Raw genomic sequence first — 16,226 nt, 5'->3', positions numbered from 1 at the left:
ATCTCCGGAGTTGCCGATGAGGCCCTGTGCCTAGCGGTAGCGGATCGGGCTGTGGCGCAGTTTGGTAGCGCACCACACTGGGGGTGTGGGGGTCGCAGGTTCAAATCCTGTCAGTCCGACCACGTTTTGAAGGGGTTTCGGCTCTTCGGTTGGCATGTGCTGGCCAGAGGGCCGATTCCTTTTGCTTGAGGTGCATGCAGGCACGTGTCCACACACGAAAATGGCCCCAGGCGAGTTGTTTCGCCTGGGGCCAGGAAATCCCGCTCTTGCGGGTTGGGGAAACGCCGCGGCGCTCCGCTATCTGCCGTTACGGCTTGAGCACGACCTTGATGCAGCCGTCCTGCTTCTTCTGGAACTTCTCGTACATCTCTGGGGCGTTGTCGAGCGGCGCAGTGTGGGTCTTCAGGTCCAGCACGCCGAGCGGATCCGACGGATCGTCGACCAGCGGAAGGAGGTCGTCGGTCCAGTGCTGCACGTTGCACTGGCCCATCCGCATCTGCACCTGCTTGTCAAAGAGCGTCAGCATCGGCATGGGGTCCTTCATGCCGCCGTAGACGCCGCTGAGGGAGATCGTCCCGCCGCGTCGAACGGCATCAATTGCGGAGTAGAGCGCGCTGAGACGGTCCACACCGGCCGTTTCCATGGCAGTGCGGGCGAGCGAAGACGGCAGCATGCCAACGGCAGCCTGCGCGGTGCCAGCGACGGGAGAGCCGTGGGCTTCCATGCCGACCGCGTCGACGACGGAATCGGGACCGCGGCCGTCGGTACGCTCACGCAGCTCCTCCACAACCCCTTCGCCACCCTCGAGGACCTCGATACCGTGGCGGGCTGCCATGGCGCGCCGCTCTGCGACGGGGTCGACGCCGATGACGCGGTAGCCCAGGTGGGCCCCAATACGGGCGGCCATTTGCCCAATCGGGCCGAGCCCGAGCACCGCGAGGGTGCCGCCCTCAGGGACGTTGGCGTACTTAACGCCCTGCCAGGCGGTGGGCAGGACATCGGAGAGGAACAGGAAGCGCTCGTCCTCGCCGACGCTGGGAACCTTCACGGGGCCGTAATCGGCGTGAGGGACGCGCAGGTACTCGGCCTGGCCTCCAGGCAGCGAGCCGTAGAGGCGCGAGTAGCCGAACAGGGTGGCTCCGCTGTTGTACTCACGGACCTGCGTGGTCTCACACTGAGACTGCAAGCCTCGCTCGCACATGTAGCAGTGCCCGCAGGCGACGGTGAAGGGGATGACGACGCGGTCGCCGGGCTTGAGGTTGGTGACCGCGGAGCCTACCTCCTCGACGATGCCCATCGGCTCGTGCCCGATAACGTCGCCCTTGTCCATGAAGGGCACGAGGACCTCGTAAAGGTGGAGGTCGGAACCGCAGATAGCGGAGGAAGTGACGCGGATAATGGCGTCGGTGGGTTCGATGATCTTCGGGTCGGGAACTTCCTCGACGGTCACGGTGCGTTTCGCTTGCCAGGTCAGGGCTTTCATTGGAAACCTCTCAAAGTTAGGGTTCGGCCGAGAGTAATCCCGACTGGGTAGGGCGCGCCATATTGTGGGGTTCCGTGTAGCCGACGTTACATAAAACAGCAGCAATGCGTCGGGCTGTCCCCGGTGTCTACTGCGCCTCTGCCCGATCCACCGGCACCAACCCGCTGGCGGCGCGCCTGCCAAGCTCCACGTAGTAGGCCGCGTGCTTCAGGCGCGCCTCGTACGTCTCGGGCTCCAGCGTGCGTTTCACGTGTGCGGGCACTCCTGCTGCGAGGGAAAACGCGGGTATCTTTTGCCCTTCCAGCACTACTGCCCCGCCGCCGACGATGCTGCCGGTGCCGATGCGGGATTTCGACAGCACCGTCGCGTTCATCCCGATCAGACATCCCGGCTCGATGTGGCAGCCGTGCACCATGGCCAAGTGGCCGACGGTGACGTCGTCTTCAAGCACAGTGTGGCCGTCAGTGTCGACGTGGATGACGGTGCCGTCTTGAACGCTGGCGCGGTCGCCGATGCGGATGGCGCCGATATCGCCGCGGAGCACTGCTCCGGGCCAGATATTCGCGTCCTCGCCAATCCTCACATTCCCGATGATGGTGGCGGCGTCCGAGATGAACGCGGAGGGGTGAACCTTCGGTGTGTGCCCTTCAAAGCTGTAGATCATGCAGCCATTGTGCGCCTTCTCCCCGTCCCCCGGCCGCGGGCGCGCGGGCCTAACACACCACTCGGAAAGCACCCGGATCGACTTCGAAGCGCACGGCGGTGACCGCGCCAGCGGCGTCGCCGTCGAGTTCCAGCTCTTCCGGCTCTGCGAACTCGAGAGCCAGCGACCTACCGTCTATGTACTGCATGGTCCGTGGCGACGGCGACGCTCCGTCCGCGCCGCCGCCTGAAGCCAGTGCGCGCACACCACCCCTGACGGTGTCGAGCACGAGTTTCCCACCGATGCCAGCCCAGTCCGCCGCATCTTCCGCACGGAGGATCACGGCGTTGAGTAAGCCGTCGTCGGGACGCGCATCCGGCAGGAGCGGGATGTGGCCGACCAACTCGCTGAAGTTTCGACAGATGCACGTGTGCAGGTCGGTGGTGACCGGATGGGCGTCGTCAAGCGTGATGCTCACGCGCACGCTGTTGCCGCCGCCAAGCGACTGGAACACGGCGGGAACGTACGCAAGCGGGCCCACCGCCGCCTTGAGGCTTTCTCGGGTGCGGTGGATCATGCCGGCGTCCACACCCACGCCGGCCATGACCGCGAACCCGGACTGCTCCGTGCAACCGTCCGGGTAGGTAAGCTCCGCGCGGCAGAGATCGGTCACGCGTCCCTGCCCGCTAAACGCGCGACGCACGGCAGGTTCAAGCGCCAGCGGAATGCCGAGGTTACGCGCCAGCATGTTGCCGGTGCCCGCAGGCACAATCGCCATTGGCACCTGCGACCCAGACACCGCGAGCGCCACCATGCGCACTGTGCCGTCGCCGCCGGCAGCGACAATCAGATCGGCGCCTTCTTCGAGCGCGCGCGAGGCTTGCGCGTAACCGGGGTCCTCCGTGGAAGTCGCAAACCAGGTGACTTTCGCGCCGGGCCAGACGCTGCGCTCCACGGCACGACGCAAGCGGCCGAGGTCGACCTTTACCGGGTTATACACCACAGTGACGTGCTTGGAACGGGCGACTCTCACCAGCTCATGGTAACCGCATGCTAGGCGTGGGGCGCTACGAAATCCCCACGCCGAAGAAGTCCAACAGGGTTCGGGTGGCAAACCCGTTGGAAACGAGTCCTGAGGTATCGGCGGTACCTCCAGGCCAGACGTGCGGGCCGCCGTCGATGCGGTAATGCGCCAGTGCTGCGTCGCAGTCGTCCCACCTAGCTTCGACGACCGAGTCCGAGAGCCTGGCTTCCTCCTTCCGCGCACAATGGTTGCGCACAGCCGCCTCCTCCAACATGGCGTGGGTTGAGTCATACACCGTCTCGTGCCGCTCTCCCCCGTCGTAGGAGATGACCGGGTCAGCCGTGCCGTGGAAGTCAATGTGCTTCATGGGGATCTGCGAGCAACCCTCCGAAACCCGCTGGTAAAACGCTCCGGACACGGTGGCCACACCGGTGAACTCCTGCGGGCGCTGGCACCCCACAAACGCCGCAAACCCGCCGCCGTTAGAGAATCCGGCAGCGAACACGCGCGCTGTGTCGATGGAGAACTCGCCCTCCAGCTGCGCGACCACATCGTCCACAAAGGCTAGGTCTTGCTCCCCCGTCGAGGTTGCGTACGGCGCGGGCGCCCAAGCGTTGTCCACCCCGTCCAGGAAGGCGACCACGGCATCGGCCTTCTCCAGCTGCGAGTGCTGCCGTAACTGCCGCGCGTCCTCCTTGTAGCCGTGAAACGCCAGGATCAACGGCAACCGCTCACGTTGGTGAGCCCCCTTGGGAACGGACAGGAGGAACTCGCGCTTCATGCCGGCAGAGGTGATCTGGCGCTGCTCCACCCCGGGATCCGCCCAGGGCTCTACCTCGCGAACGCTGTCCACCGGTTGTTGCGGCATCGTAGTGGTCGACGGACGCATTGCGGAGCCCCCTTCAGCGCACCCGCCTGCGATGAGGCTAATCGCAGCCAGCCCAGCAGCTGTAGCTGTGCGAATGAGGGGACGCGAAAACACGGAAGGTAGATTAATCCATCGTGCACGCGAGCGGAACACAGCCGGGTCCGAGCCGGAAAGCCGAACCATCGTTCAAAGACCCCTCGCATCGAAGCGGTGCAGCGCAGGCGTTCACCCGCGACGCCGCCCGCTACGACGCAGCGCGTCCGACGTACCCTGCAGCCCTCGCAGAATTAGTCGGCGGCGGCACCGTCTGCGACGTCGGCGCTGGCACGGGCAAATTCACGCAGTTGCTTATCGACGGCTCACGCGACGTCTACGCCTGCGACCCCAGCGCCGACATGGTCCGAGTCTTCCGTTCCGTGTTGCCCTCCGTGCCTGTGTGGCGGGCAACCGCCGAGGCCACGGGTCTCGCTGACAATGCTGTCGACGCAGTCACGTGCGCACAATCGTGGCACTGGGTAGACAGCGCCGCCGCCAGCGCCGAAGCACATCGGGTGATCCGCCCAGGCGGCCGCCTCGTACTGTGCTGGAACACCCTCGCCGTGCGCCACCCCTGGGTGCTTCGTCTCAGCCGCATCATGCACTCCGGCGACGTGCAACGTGAAGGTTTCTACCCCACGGTGGACGGTCCTTGGCGCCTTGAGAGGGAGCTGCGCCACGAGTGGCTCCACCCCATCGCCGTGGAAGATTGCTTCAGCCTCATGGCCACGCGCTCGTACTGGCTCAAAGCGAATGCCCGAACCCGAGCGAAAATGGAAGCAAACCTATCCTGGTACCTCTACGACCGCCTCGGCTTCGACCACGGCGACGCCGTCCCGCTGCCGTACCGCACCGACGCGTTTGTCTACGCGCGCTAAGTCGGCACGGCGCTGCCGCGTGGCCTCAGCCCCGCTTGCCTCGCCGCTCACGCACCCGCACGGCGATGCGGACGGGCGTGCCGTGGTAGCCGAATTGCTCCCGGAACTTTCGCTCCAAGTACCGGCGGTAACCCGCGTCCAAGAACCCGGTGGTGAACAGCACAATTGTGGGCGGGCGCGTGCTGGCCATGGTGGCGAACAGTAGCTTCGGCAGGCGGTTGTTCTTCATCGGCGGCGGATTCGCGGCGATGGCCTCGCGCAGCCAGTTGTTCAGCTGGCCGGTAGAGATGCGCTTGTCCCAGTTCTCTAGCGCCTCCTTCATCGCCGGCTCCAAGCGGTGCAGACCGCGGCCGGTGTCGGCGGAGATGTTGAGCTTGGTCACCCACTTCAACTGGCCCATGGTTTCGTCGAATTCGCGGTCGAAGTCGTAGCGGCGGTCCTCGTCCATGAGGTCCCACTTGTTAAAGCAGATGACCATGGCTTTACCCGCCTCCAGCACCATGGAGATCACTCGCTGATCCTGCTCGGAGATCTCCTCGGAGGCGTCGATGAGCACCACGCACACCTCGGCCGCCTCGATCGTTCCACGGGTGCGCAGCGACGCGTAGTACTCGTGGCCCTGGGCGTTTTTCACCTTCTTGCGCAGGCCGGCGGTGTCAATGAAGGTCCAGAGGTTCTCGTCCAGCTGGACCAACTCGTCCACCGGGTCCACGGTCGTGCCCGCAACGTTGTCCACGACGGAGCGGTCGGACTTAGTCAGCTTGTTCAGCAAACTGGACTTCCCCACGTTCGGCCGGCCCACAAGTGCGACGCGGCGCGGACCGCCGGTAACGGATTCCTTCACACGCGGCTCGTCCGGGAACAGGCGCAGAATCTCATACAGCACGTCTGCACCGCCGCGGCCGTGCAGGGCGGAAACCGGCCAGGGATCGCCCAGGCCGAGCGAGTAGAACTCGGCCACGTCGCCCCACTGGCTTTCGGATTCGAACTTGTTCGCCACCAAGATCACCGGGACCTCGGACCGCTGCAGATTGCGGGCCATGACGGCGTCTGTCTCGGTGACACTCGTTTTCGCGTCGACCACCATCACAATGACATCGGACGTTGCCATCGCGGCCTCGGCCTGGCGGGCAATGGCCGCGTGGATACCCTTTGCGTCCGGATCCCAGCCGCCGGTGTCCTGCACCCAGAAGCGGCGGCCACCCCAGTCGGTGATGTAGCTGACACGGTCGCGGGTAACGCCCGGGTGGTCCTCCACAACAGCTTCGCGGCGGCCAATAAACCGGTTGACCAACGACGACTTACCCACGTTGGGGCGGCCCACGATAGAGACGGTGGGCAGCGCTTCAGTCACCACGTCGGGCTGCGCGACACCGTACTCGGCCTCAAGCGCCGCCCATTCCTCTTCGGTCAGCTCGTCGTCGCTCTTGAAGTCCTCGCCGTAATCCGCCTCACCGAACTCGGACGCATCAAAATCAGCGTCCTCGAAGTCGTGGAGGTCATCTTCGGCGTCGAAGTCGGAGTTCTCGTAGTATTCCGCGCTGTCCGCGCCCACGACGTATGCGTCGGAATCTGTGTAGCCAGAGTGGTCGATGCCGGGTTGAATAAACTCGGTCTCCGGCTCCAGGTTGCCGCCGTTGTTCGTCTGCTCGCTCATCGCGCGCTCCTTTCCACGACCTCGGTGAGTGCCTTAAGCACCTCATCGGGGGTCAGTTCCGAGGTGTCCACCAGCACCGCGTCCTCCGCCGGCCGCAGGGGGCTTGCCGCGCGGGAAGAGTCGGCCTCGTCGCGGCGCTGGACATCCGCCAATACTGCGTCAAAGTCTGCGTCGCGCCCAGCCGCGATGTCTTGGTTGTAGCGGCGCTGGGCGCGCACCTCAGCGCTCGCCGTCATAAAAATCTTCGCCGGCGCATCAGGGAGGACAACTGTGCCAATGTCGCGGCCCTCCACAATTGCCCTCCCAGCTTCACGTGCGAGCTTGCGCTGCAGATCAACCAGGTTCACCCGAACCTCCGGGATGGCGGAGACGGCAGAGACGTGGCGGGTCACTTCCCGCCCCCGGATCTCGTCTTTCACATCCTCGCCGCCGAGGAGCACCTGGGTGGAGTCTGGATCATCCGAGACCGCCAAGGGCAGGTCAGCCGTAGCCTCGATCACTCTGGCGGTGTCCGCTGGGTCAACACCAGCGCGCAGCACCGCCAAGGTAGCGACGCGGTACATCGCGCCGGTGTCCACGTACTTCGCGCCCATGCGCTTCGCCAACGCGCGGCACATGGTCGACTTGCCAGTGCCCGACGGCCCGTCAACTGCGACGATGAGCCCCCCGCCGGGCATATTCGCAACCGGATCGGCCATTACATCCCCACCGCCTTGTACAGCGACGCGAGCTCCGACGAGTTCAACGCGCGTATGGAACCAGGCTTCATATCCCCGAGCTGCACCGTATGGAACTTCGTGCGGACCAGTCGCTGCACTGGGTAGCCCGCCTGCTTCAGCATCCGGCGCACAATGTGCTTGCGCCCCTCATGCAGCTCAACGCGGACGATGGATTGGCCGTTGTGCACGTCCACAACCTGGGCGTAGTCGACCTTGGCGGGGCCGTCGTCAAGCTCAATGCCCTCTTTGAGCTGCTTCACCAGCGCATTGTTGGCCTCCCCCAGGACGGTGGCGAGGTAGGTCTTGGCAACCTCGTACTTCGGGTGCGTCAAACGGTTCGCCATCTCACCGTCGTTGGTGAGCAAGAGCAGGCCCTCGGTATCGGCGTCGAGGCGGCCGACGTGGAACAGGCGCTGCCCCGAGGCGGTGCGCTCCGACAAGTAGGAGCCGACCGAGACACGATCCATCTCGTCTTTCATCGTGGAGTGCACTCCGCGCGGTTTGTTGAACGCGAAGTACTCGTGCTCCTCGTTGACGTTGATGCGGGCGCCGTCAACACGGATGATGTCGACGTTTGGGTTCACGCGCATGCCCTGGCGGGTGACAATTTCCCCGTTGACCTCCACACGGCCTTGCTCGATCATGGCCTCTGCGTGGCGGCGGGATGCAACGCCTGCTTGCGCCAGCACTTTCTGCAAACGCACACCTTCGGCGGCCGCCTTCGCTGCTGCTGGATCGTCGTCCCACCAGTTGTCGTCTAACGGGCTGGGCTCGTTTTCTTTGGCGTTTTCGCGCCGTTTGTTCAAGCGGACATTCTGTTTCTTTGCCGGCTTGGCGTAGGAAAGGTAGAACGTGTCGTTCTTCCCACGCTTTTCCGGTGTGCCATCTCGGCGAGCGGGTGGTGTCATGGTCAGGGAGCCTACCAGGCATCCTCGATGGAATCGATGTCCGGAAGCAAGGGTGCGAGCTCGGGCAAACGTTCAAGTGAGTCGATGCCCAGCAGCTCGAGGAAGAGCTCGGTGGTGACGTAGCGGTGCGCCCCGTGCTCGCCGCTCCCATGCTCACCGGCGGCGCCGACCTCCTGGCCATCCCCGCCCGAGTCGACTTCCGCGATGAGTCCGCGAAGCATCAGCGTCCGCATGACGCCATCTACGTTGACTCCGCGCACACCCGCCACCTGCGCACGGGTCACCGGCTGGCGATACGCCACCACCGCCAGGGTTTCCATCGCCGCACGCGACAGCTTCTTCTGGGTGCCGTCGAGAAGAACCGCCTCGACTGCTTCGGCGTTGCTCGTTCGGGTGTACAGACGCCAGCCCTCGGCGTTTTCGCGGAGGTCCATGCCGGACCCGCGCTCGTCTAACTCGCGGGAGATGTCCCGCAGTTGATCGGACACCTCTGCCGACGTGGCACCGAGCGCGCTGGCCAGCCGGTCGGCTGCAACCGGCGCGTCGAGCACCAACAACACTGACTCAATGCGCGAGCGCAACTGGGAGACCATTGGCAAGCTATCCATGGTCAAGCAGTGTATCGGCTGCGGCCTCGCCCTCGGTTACGTCCAATTCGAGGCCGCGACAACGGCCGGGTCCACGTCAAGGCCGGTCCACGCCACGTCGAGGCGCCCCAATGCTTCCTCCTGCTGCGTGTCCACGGCACGAGCTTTGTAGAGCTCGAGCAGCGCGAGGAAGCGGCCCACCACCTCCATCGACCGAGTGCAATCGCGAGTGAGCGCGTGGAATGTCAGCCAAGCCCCGGAGCCTGCGCGCTTCAACGTGTCAAGCATATTGCCCGCCTGTTCAGGAACGGAGACTGCAACCGCGTGTAGGTGGTCGGTCCGGACCTCCTCGGGCGGCCGCGGGCGGAAGACGCTGGCCGCCAACTCCGCGAAGCTCGCCGGGGTGTGCCCCAGCTGCACCGGAGGCAACAGCTGCGCAAACCTCGGCTCCATGGAGACCGCACGGGGATAGCGCCGCGCGGCGTGCTGCTGCCACTGCGTGAACTGGTCCGCCACGCGCTGGTAGGCGCGGTACTGCAGGAGGCGAGCGAACAGCAGGTCACGGGCTTCCAGAAGCTCCAAGTCCTCGATGTTGTCGCCGTCGTTGCCTGGGAGCAGGCGCGCGGCTTTCAGGTCGAGCAGCGTGGAAGCCACGACGAGGAACTCCGTCACCTCGTCGAGCGCCTGGCTCTCGCCCAACTTGCGTGTGTACGCGATGAATTCGTCGGTGACTTCAGCGAGCGCCACCTCGGTCACGTCCAGCTGCTTCGACTGGATCAGGCTGAGCAGTAGGTCGAACGGGCCCTCGAAGTTGTGCAGGGCGATGGTGAACCCTGGGGTCTCCTGCTGTGCGGGCTGCTCGGGCTCAGGTGCCGCCACTAGCTGGTGCGCTCCAGTACCTCGAGCGCCAGGTCGCGGTACTGCTTCGCACCCTGGGAACTGGGCGCCCACGTAATGATCGGCTCGCCGGCCACGGAAGTCTCTGGGAACCGGACCGTGCGGGTAATCACGGTGTCAAACACGCGCTCACCAAACACTTCAACAACGCGATCCATCACTTCGCGTGCGTGGGTGGTGCGCCGGTCAAACATCGTGACCAGAATGCCCACGATGTCCAGGTCGAAGTTGATGCGGTCCCGCACTTTCTCCACCGTATCGGTCAGCAGCGCCAGACCACGCAGCGAGAAGTACTCGCATTCCATGGGGATGATGACCCCCTGCGAGCAGGCCAGCGCGTTGACCGTGAGAAGACCGAGCGAAGGGCCGCAGTCAAGGAAGATGAAGTCGTACTCATTGCGCACCGGGCGCAATGCGCGGGCAAGCGTGTGTTCGCGGCCGACCTCGTTGACCAGCTGGATCTCAGCCGCGGAAAGATCGATGTTGGCTGGCACCACGTCGAGACCGGAAACGTTGGTCGTGTGGATCGCCGCGTGGATGCTTGCGGTGTTATCGAACAGTAGGTCGTAGACCGTGACTTGATCGTCCTCGTAGGACACCCCTAACCCTGCCGAGAGCGCGCCTTGCGGGTCAAGGTCCACCAAAAGCACCTTTCGACCCTGCTCCGCCAAGCACGCCCCCAAGTTGATTGTGGAGGTTGTCTTTCCCACCCCGCCTTTTTGGTTGACCATAGAGATCACCGTGGCCGGCCCGTGCTTTTCCAGCTCGACCGGCTGGGCAAATTCGCGCCACGGCCGACCGGTCAGAAACGTCTTCTGGTCCGCAGCGTCAAAGAGCGCCTCGTCCGCCATGGCTGGTCCTTCCCTCAATCACGTCCAAACCCTTGACTGAGGCCATCTTACAACGTTGTGATTCCGTGCGTGCCGCATGCGCGGGGTACCGGTGTTGAAGCGGTTTCGAGCCCGCTCCAGCGCCGCGCGGGGTCCGATTTGTCAAGTAAACGACCTTGATTTAGACCGTTTGCACAGCCCGCCAAACTTAAGCGCGCGGGTGGGTGCTACGCCACACCTCCCTCAGGTTCTCGGCGGTGATGTGCGTATAGATCTGCGTGGTGGTCACCGACGCGTGGCCGAGCAACTCTTGCACGCTTCTCACGTCCGCGCCACCTTCTAAGAGGTGGGTGGCAAAGGAGTGCCTCAGGGTGTGAGGAGACACCTCCTTGTCAATGCCTGCTCGGGCAGCCGCCAGCTTGATCGCGTTCCACGCGCTCTGACGCGACAGTGCTCCCCCGCGCTTGTTCAGAAGCAGCGCGTGCGAGGTCCCGTTGGCAAACGCCGGGCGCCCCCGCACCAAATACGCTTCCAACGCATCCCGCGCCTTGGATCCCAGCGGCACGAGCCGCTGCTTGTTGCCTTTGCCGGTCACGGTCAACACGCCGCCGGACTCCGGGTCTAGGGCCGCAGACGCATCGTCAACGCTCAGGCCCAGCACCTCGGACACACGGGCGCCGGTGGCATACAGGGCCTCGAGGAGGGCCTTGTCGCGCAGGCCGGAGGGGGTTTCGGTAGGGCACGCATCGAGCAGCGCGGCCACCTCGTCGATGCTGAGCGTGTCGGGGAGCCGCTCGCCTGTCGACGGCGGCGAGACGTCAGCCGCCACATCCGCTGGGAGCACGCCTTCCTCGACCCCGAACTTGTGCAGACCGCGGGCAACGGTGAGCGCCCGGCCTGCCGATGAAGGCGCCAGCGGCCGCGCCCCATCGACACCCCGGCGCAGGTCGGCCACATACGCCTCAATGTCTGTCGCCGTGACGTCCGTAAGGGCCGTCTTGCCCGCGGCGGCGAGCCAGTCGGTGTACCTGCGGACGTCTCGGGTGTAATTACTCAGCGTGTGGGGAGAGACACCCCGCTCCACGGCAAGGTGGGTGAGCCACCGCTGCGCAAGCGACTGTGCGTCCACGGGCTAAATCCGCTTCATATCCGGCACGATGCCTTGGGCCGACCTCCGGTTCGCGAGTGATGCAGGGCGGAAACGGAACGGCTCGTCGACACTTCGCGGTGACGCCCCGCTGGCCAACAGGTGTGCAGCGGCGAGAATGCCGGAGACGGCGATCGAGTTGGTGATCTCGCCGGCGAGCGCCTTTCCAGTGGCGTCGTCGATACCTACCCACGAAAGCCGCATGTCCGCCTCTTCGTCCTCAGCCTCGGGCCTATCCACCTCGCGCAGACCCCGGGCGATAAACACACGCACGGCTTCCTCCGCGAAACCCGGGGATGTCACCAGATCCACCAGCACTCCCCACTCCTCCGCGGCGAGACCGGCTTCTTCTTGGAGCTCCCGCTTTGCGCATTCCAGCTCATCCTCGGCGTGGATGTCCAGCAGGCCGGCGGGCAGCTCGAGCAGGCGCTGGCCGATGCTGTGCCGGTACTGCTCGACCATCGCTACCCGGCCCTTGTCGTCGATAGCTACGACGGCGACGGCACCGAAGTGCTCCACAATCTCGCGCGCTGCGGTGGCACCCCCGGGCATAACCACCTGGTCTCGGCGCACCGCGATGATTGGCGCTTCAAGCAGCACTTCAGATTCCGTAACGGTGAATTCGTGGCTCATGGCCCCCCACCCTACGGGTGTCAGCCGGCGGACTTGGCACGCGCTGCCGCGAGCACGGATTGAATGCGCCCTACCTCGCGGTCCACCGCGCCGACGACGTTCACGCTGTCGAGGGGCTCTGGGTCGACATCCTGGCTGGCCAGCACAGTCGAGCCGCTGGCGGAGAGGGCCCGCGCGAAGTCGCCCAAGACGTTCGCGCCAAAATCGCCGCCGCGGGAGGGCCCGTCCACGATCACAATCGCGGCCGCCGGGGCGATTGCGCCGCTGTACTCGATAAACTGCGCGCTCCGCAGCGTTTCCAAGACCAGCGCGCGCTCCTCGTCTTGTGCCTTGGGCTTCTCGGCGGCACCGCCGCTGAACAGCGCCGCCGCGAGCGACTCCCCCGCGTGGGTGCCCGGGGACCGTTCCTGCACCGAGAGCTGCGCCCCGGCGGGCAACGTGTTCGCCACAATGCTTGAGAGCTCGTCCGCGCTGGCTTGGTCGGTAAAGCGCTCCGTCAGAGTAATGGTGCCGGAATCCGCTGCACCCGCCGCGTTGAGCAGCCACCGCACGGCTTCTACGTCCTCATCGTCTGCCGCTGCGGTGCGCACGATGGTCACAGGCACATCCTGCAGCGCCCCCGAAACGATGGTGGCGGATTCCTGGGCGAGCAATGTGTTCGCCGCATCCGCCTCAATCTGAGCTGCTGCACGGTCGGAGTCGTCGCGTTGCGCATCGTCGCTGGTGCCAGCTTCGGAATCCGAAATGCCCAGATCCACAGACCCAGGCATGGCTGGCGCGAGCACCAGTGCACCGAGCGCAAGGCCGAGTGCCGAACCCCAGCACAAGCCCGCGACGATAAGACCGACCCTGCCCCGTGTCCTTGCCATTTGCTGTTCCTCCTAGCTACCCAGTCCGTCGAACCAGCCGCGCACGGTCTTCGCAATGGCATCCCAGGTGTCTGCGAGGTTGCCAGCGAAGGTGCCGTCGCCGCCCAGACCCGCGATCAGAATCGCAGTTGCGACTGCGACCAACACGCCGAGGATCGCCCAGGCCCACGCGACCCCCGAGCCAGACTCCGCCGTGTACAGGTTGGCAATCACCGTCGAATCCACAATTCTGCGCCCTGCCTTCAAGCGCGCAAGGAGCGCAGCGGGCTCCGTCGCCGGGGTACCTACTGTTCCGGCGGAAGTGGCCGAATCCGCGAATATACGGTCAAGCTCAACCGGCTGCCCAACCGTGACGATCGTTTCGGCGTCGTGGAATGTGGCGAGCAAAATGGCCAGATCGGTCGGGGAATCTGTGGCGGCCGGGAAGGTCATCGCCCCAACACCCAAATCCTGGATGCGCTCCAGCCCGGGCGCGTAGCCGTCCGGCTCCGCCGGCAAGATCACGCGGGCATCGGAGCGCAGGTTCTCCGCGGCCACGTCTTTCGGGTCGCCGACGATAATGTCCGGCGCATACCCCATATCTGCCAGCGTGTCGGCGGCAGACCCCACACCGATGACCACAGGGGTGTACTCCCGCATGAAGTGCTTGAGCTCATCCATCCGCTGGCGGAGATCCGGCGTCGGCGAGGCCACCACAACCTTCTGGCCCGTCATCACCTCGCCCAGCTCAGGCGCACCCACGCCGTCAATCAACAGTGCGGACTCGGAGTGGATGAACTCGATGGTGTTGCCGAGATACGCCTCCATGTTTTCCACCAGCCCGCGCTGGGCTTGGGCGAACGTCGCATCTACCTCTGCGCGGGTCACCGGCTGCGCTTGTCCCGCAGGCTTGCGGCCGACCGTGATCTCGCCCGACGGCGACACGGTGACCTTTTTGCCGTCACGAATCTTCTCGCGCATCTCGGTGCCGGCGGCCTCAAACAGCGGAACGTCGGCGTCGAGAAGCAGATGCGGCCCAAACGTTGGCAACGTGCCGGTCGAGTACGGCGCGAGGTTAACCACAGCCGCCGGGCGGTTCGCGATGATCTGCTCAGCGAGGCGGCGCTGCATATCAGGTGCATCGACGAACACGATGTCGCCCTCGCCGAGCTTGCCCAGCCCCCTGCCCTGCGGCGTGCAGTCGCGCAAAGTGCCGCGTAGCTCGGCCGCGGGCGGTTCCTTCGTCGGATCTACAGGGGAGGGTGAAACACTCATGCGCACCATTGTGCAACGGTGCCCGGCCCGCACCGTGGAGGCGCGCGGGGCCTCAGCCTCGCAACTGCGCAACCTCGCTCTGCGCTCGCTCGAACAGTTCCGCGGCGTGGGCACGGCCGGTGTCCGAATCGTCCATGCCTGCCATCATGCGCGCGAGCTCTTCAATGCGCTCCTCCGGCTGCAGCGCCGCGACGCCGGATGTCACCGCTTCATCTCCGACGTCTTTAGACACATGCAGGTGCGTATCGGCATAGGCCGCTACCTGCGGCAGGTGCGTCACCACAATGACTTGGTTGCCGTCAGCCAGTCGCGCAAGACGGCGCCCGATTTCAACCGCGGCGCGCCCGCCGACGCCCGCATCCACCTCGTCGAACACCAGCGTCGCACCGCTGGAGGACGCGGACAAAATGACCTCGAGCGCCAGCATGACGCGGGAAAGCTCGCCCCCGGACGCGCTGGTGGCCAACGGCTTTGGTTCCAGCGCAGTGTTCGGAGCGAGCAGGATCTCGACTGCATCCGCGCCGTCGCGCCCATAGGGCGCCTGCGAAACCTGGACCCGAAGTTGCGCCTTCGGCATTGCTAAACCGTGCAACTCCTCGGTCACCGCCGCGCCGAACCTTTCCGCCGCTTTCTGCCGGGCCTTCGTCAACTCCACGGCGCGGCGCTGCATCTCCCGCTCGAGTTCGGCCACCTTTGCCTTGAGCTTCTCGACGGCACCTTCGGACGTATCAATCTTGGCCAGCCGCGCCTGCGCCTTGTCGCGCCACGCCACCACGCCGGCCGCATCCGGGGCATACTTGCGTGTCAACGCCTTGATTTCCTGCTGGCGCTGCAGCAGCCGCTCCAACTCCTCGGGATCAGAGGGCAGGCTGCCCGTGTAGCTGCCCAGCTCCGCCGAGACATCGGAGAGCACCCCGGCGACTTCGCCCAGCCGGGCGCCAAGATCCCGGAGGTCCTGGTCGCTCGCGGCTTCGAGCGCTTGCTGGGCCCGGCCGATCAGATCCGATGCCGGCTCCTCCTCCCCGCCGACGCCGCCGACTGCGTCCGCGCCGTCGATGGCCACAAGCGCCGTCTCCGCCGCCTCGCGCAACGCATCGACGTCCTGCAGGCGATTGATCGTGGCCACAAGCTCGTCGTCCTCGCCTGCCTGGGGCGAGACCGCGTCGATCTCTTGCAAGGCAAACTGCAAACGGTCTACCTCCTGCGCGAGTTCGAGGCGCTTTTCCGTGCGCTCCTTCAGGTCTTTCGCCGCGGCGCGCCAGTCGGTGTAGGCATCACGGTAGCGGCGAAGCTTGGCCGGGATGGCCGGGTCGAAGCGGTCGAGTGCGGCCAGCTGCTGTTCCGGTGCCATGAGCCGCAGCTGATCGTTTTGGCCGTGGATAGTGAGCAGGTGGCTGGCAAGCTCGCCAAGCGTCGCCGCTGGGACTTTCCGCCCGCCCAGGTGCGCGCTCGATCGTCCCGACGTTTTCACCGAGCGGGAGACCAAGTATTCGCCGTTTTCATCGGCATCAGCCCCCGCGGCCGTCGCGATGTCGCGGACGGCGCCCACCGCGTCCTCTGGCAGGCCCCCAGTGCTAAACGCTCCTTCCACTACTGCGCCGTCGGAGCCGGTGCGCACCCTCGAGGCGTCCGCTCGCCCACCGGTGAGCAGACGCAAGCCCGTCACCACCATTGTCTTACCTGCGCCGGTTTCGCCGGTGAGCACCGTTAACCCCGGAGACAATTCAGCCGATGCGTGGCTAATCACGCCCAGGTTGGAAATAGCGATTTCAGCGAGCAAGAAGTGCCTTCCT

16 protein-coding genes and 1 tRNA gene are annotated in these 16,226 nt (G+C 65.3%); 2 read left to right on the top strand and 15 right to left on the bottom strand.

The genetic code is table 11. The features are described from left to right. Positions 1-45 precede the first annotated feature (45 nt). Positions 46-122 (top strand) — tRNA-Pro (locus CUREI_RS05765). Positions 123-307: 185 nt separating this feature from the next. On the opposite strand, the gene CUREI_RS05760 is transcribed toward CUREI_RS05765, so the two are convergent. From CUREI_RS05760 to CUREI_RS05745, 4 genes are all read right to left on the bottom strand, one after another. Continuing rightward, positions 308-1,483: a zinc-dependent alcohol dehydrogenase gene (locus CUREI_RS05760; protein WP_038611475.1), complete on the bottom strand. Its 1,176-nt coding sequence runs from the start codon at positions 1,481-1,483 to the stop codon at positions 308-310. A gap of 127 nt (positions 1,484-1,610) precedes the next feature. Next, the gene (locus CUREI_RS05755; protein WP_038611473.1) at positions 1,611-2,147 is read right to left on the bottom strand and encodes a gamma carbonic anhydrase family protein; all 537 of its coding nucleotides are present in this window, start codon (positions 2,145-2,147) and stop codon (positions 1,611-1,613) included. A gap of 49 nt (positions 2,148-2,196) precedes the next feature. Beyond that, positions 2,197-3,159, bottom strand: a complete 963-nt coding sequence (locus CUREI_RS05750; protein ID WP_051952231.1) for a diacylglycerol/lipid kinase family protein — start codon at positions 3,157-3,159, stop codon at positions 2,197-2,199. Positions 3,160-3,193: 34 nt separating this feature from the next. After that, on the bottom strand, positions 3,194-4,039 hold the full coding sequence (locus tag CUREI_RS05745; protein WP_051952230.1) for an alpha/beta hydrolase family esterase: 846 nt from the start codon (positions 4,037-4,039) through the stop codon (positions 3,194-3,196). 113 nt (positions 4,040-4,152) lie between these two features. On the opposite strand from CUREI_RS05745, the gene CUREI_RS05740 reads away from it, so the two are divergent. Next, complete coding sequence (locus tag CUREI_RS05740) at positions 4,153-4,932, top strand: class I SAM-dependent methyltransferase (RefSeq protein WP_038611472.1); 780 nt, start codon at positions 4,153-4,155, stop codon at positions 4,930-4,932. A 25-nt stretch (positions 4,933-4,957) separates the two neighbouring features. Here CUREI_RS05740 and der read toward each other — a convergent pair whose 3' ends face one another. From der to recN, 11 genes are all read right to left on the bottom strand, one after another. Next, entirely contained in the window at positions 4,958-6,589 is a 1,632-nt protein-coding gene (gene der / locus CUREI_RS05735) for a ribosome biogenesis GTPase Der (protein WP_038611469.1), read from the bottom strand. Next, positions 6,586-7,287 carry a (d)CMP kinase gene (gene cmk, locus CUREI_RS05730; RefSeq protein ID WP_038611467.1) on the bottom strand — a complete coding sequence of 234 codons (702 nt, stop codon included), beginning with the start codon at positions 7,285-7,287 and terminating at the stop codon, positions 6,586-6,588. The genes der and cmk overlap by 4 nt, the downstream gene beginning before the upstream one ends. Further along, positions 7,287-8,216 (bottom strand): pseudouridine synthase, encoded by a 930-nt coding sequence (locus CUREI_RS05725; protein ID WP_038611464.1) that lies wholly within the window; start codon positions 8,214-8,216, stop codon positions 7,287-7,289. The genes cmk and CUREI_RS05725 overlap by 1 nt, the downstream gene beginning before the upstream one ends. Before the next feature lie 11 nt (positions 8,217-8,227). Further along, positions 8,228-8,824 carry an SMC-Scp complex subunit ScpB gene (scpB, locus tag CUREI_RS05720; RefSeq protein ID WP_038611461.1) on the bottom strand — a complete coding sequence of 199 codons (597 nt, stop codon included), beginning with the start codon at positions 8,822-8,824 and terminating at the stop codon, positions 8,228-8,230. A 36-nt stretch (positions 8,825-8,860) separates the two neighbouring features. Further along, on the bottom strand, positions 8,861-9,682 hold the full coding sequence (locus CUREI_RS05715) for a segregation and condensation protein A (protein WP_038611458.1): 822 nt from the start codon (positions 9,680-9,682) through the stop codon (positions 8,861-8,863). Then, the gene (locus tag CUREI_RS05710) at positions 9,682-10,551 is read right to left on the bottom strand and encodes a ParA family protein (protein WP_038611455.1); all 870 of its coding nucleotides are present in this window, start codon (positions 10,549-10,551) and stop codon (positions 9,682-9,684) included. Before CUREI_RS05710 ends, CUREI_RS05715 begins: the two co-directional genes overlap by 1 nt. A 187-nt stretch (positions 10,552-10,738) precedes the next feature. After that, on the bottom strand, positions 10,739-11,659 hold the full coding sequence (gene xerD, locus CUREI_RS05705) for a site-specific tyrosine recombinase XerD (protein WP_038611452.1): 921 nt from the start codon (positions 11,657-11,659) through the stop codon (positions 10,739-10,741). Between the two features lie 3 nt (positions 11,660-11,662). Continuing rightward, positions 11,663-12,310, bottom strand: a complete 648-nt coding sequence (locus CUREI_RS05700; protein WP_038611449.1) for an NUDIX domain-containing protein — start codon at positions 12,308-12,310, stop codon at positions 11,663-11,665. Between the two features lie 20 nt (positions 12,311-12,330). After that, positions 12,331-13,179, bottom strand: a complete 849-nt coding sequence (locus CUREI_RS05695) for a copper transporter (protein WP_051952229.1) — start codon at positions 13,177-13,179, stop codon at positions 12,331-12,333. 12 nt (positions 13,180-13,191) lie between these two features. Beyond that, positions 13,192-14,433: a putative cytokinetic ring protein SteA gene (gene steA, locus CUREI_RS05690; protein ID WP_051952399.1), complete on the bottom strand. Its 1,242-nt coding sequence runs from the start codon at positions 14,431-14,433 to the stop codon at positions 13,192-13,194. Between the two features lie 52 nt (positions 14,434-14,485). Then, positions 14,486-16,213: a DNA repair protein RecN gene (gene recN, locus CUREI_RS05685; RefSeq protein ID WP_038611443.1), complete on the bottom strand. Its 1,728-nt coding sequence runs from the start codon at positions 16,211-16,213 to the stop codon at positions 14,486-14,488. Positions 16,214-16,226: the final 13 nt, after the last annotated feature.

The sequence above is a fragment of the Corynebacterium ureicelerivorans genome (assembly GCF_000747315.1).
Lineage (GTDB): Bacteria > Actinomycetota > Actinomycetes > Mycobacteriales > Mycobacteriaceae > Corynebacterium > Corynebacterium mucifaciens.
Note: the sequence above shows the minus strand (reverse complement) of the source record. Positions and strands in the feature narration are given on the sequence as shown.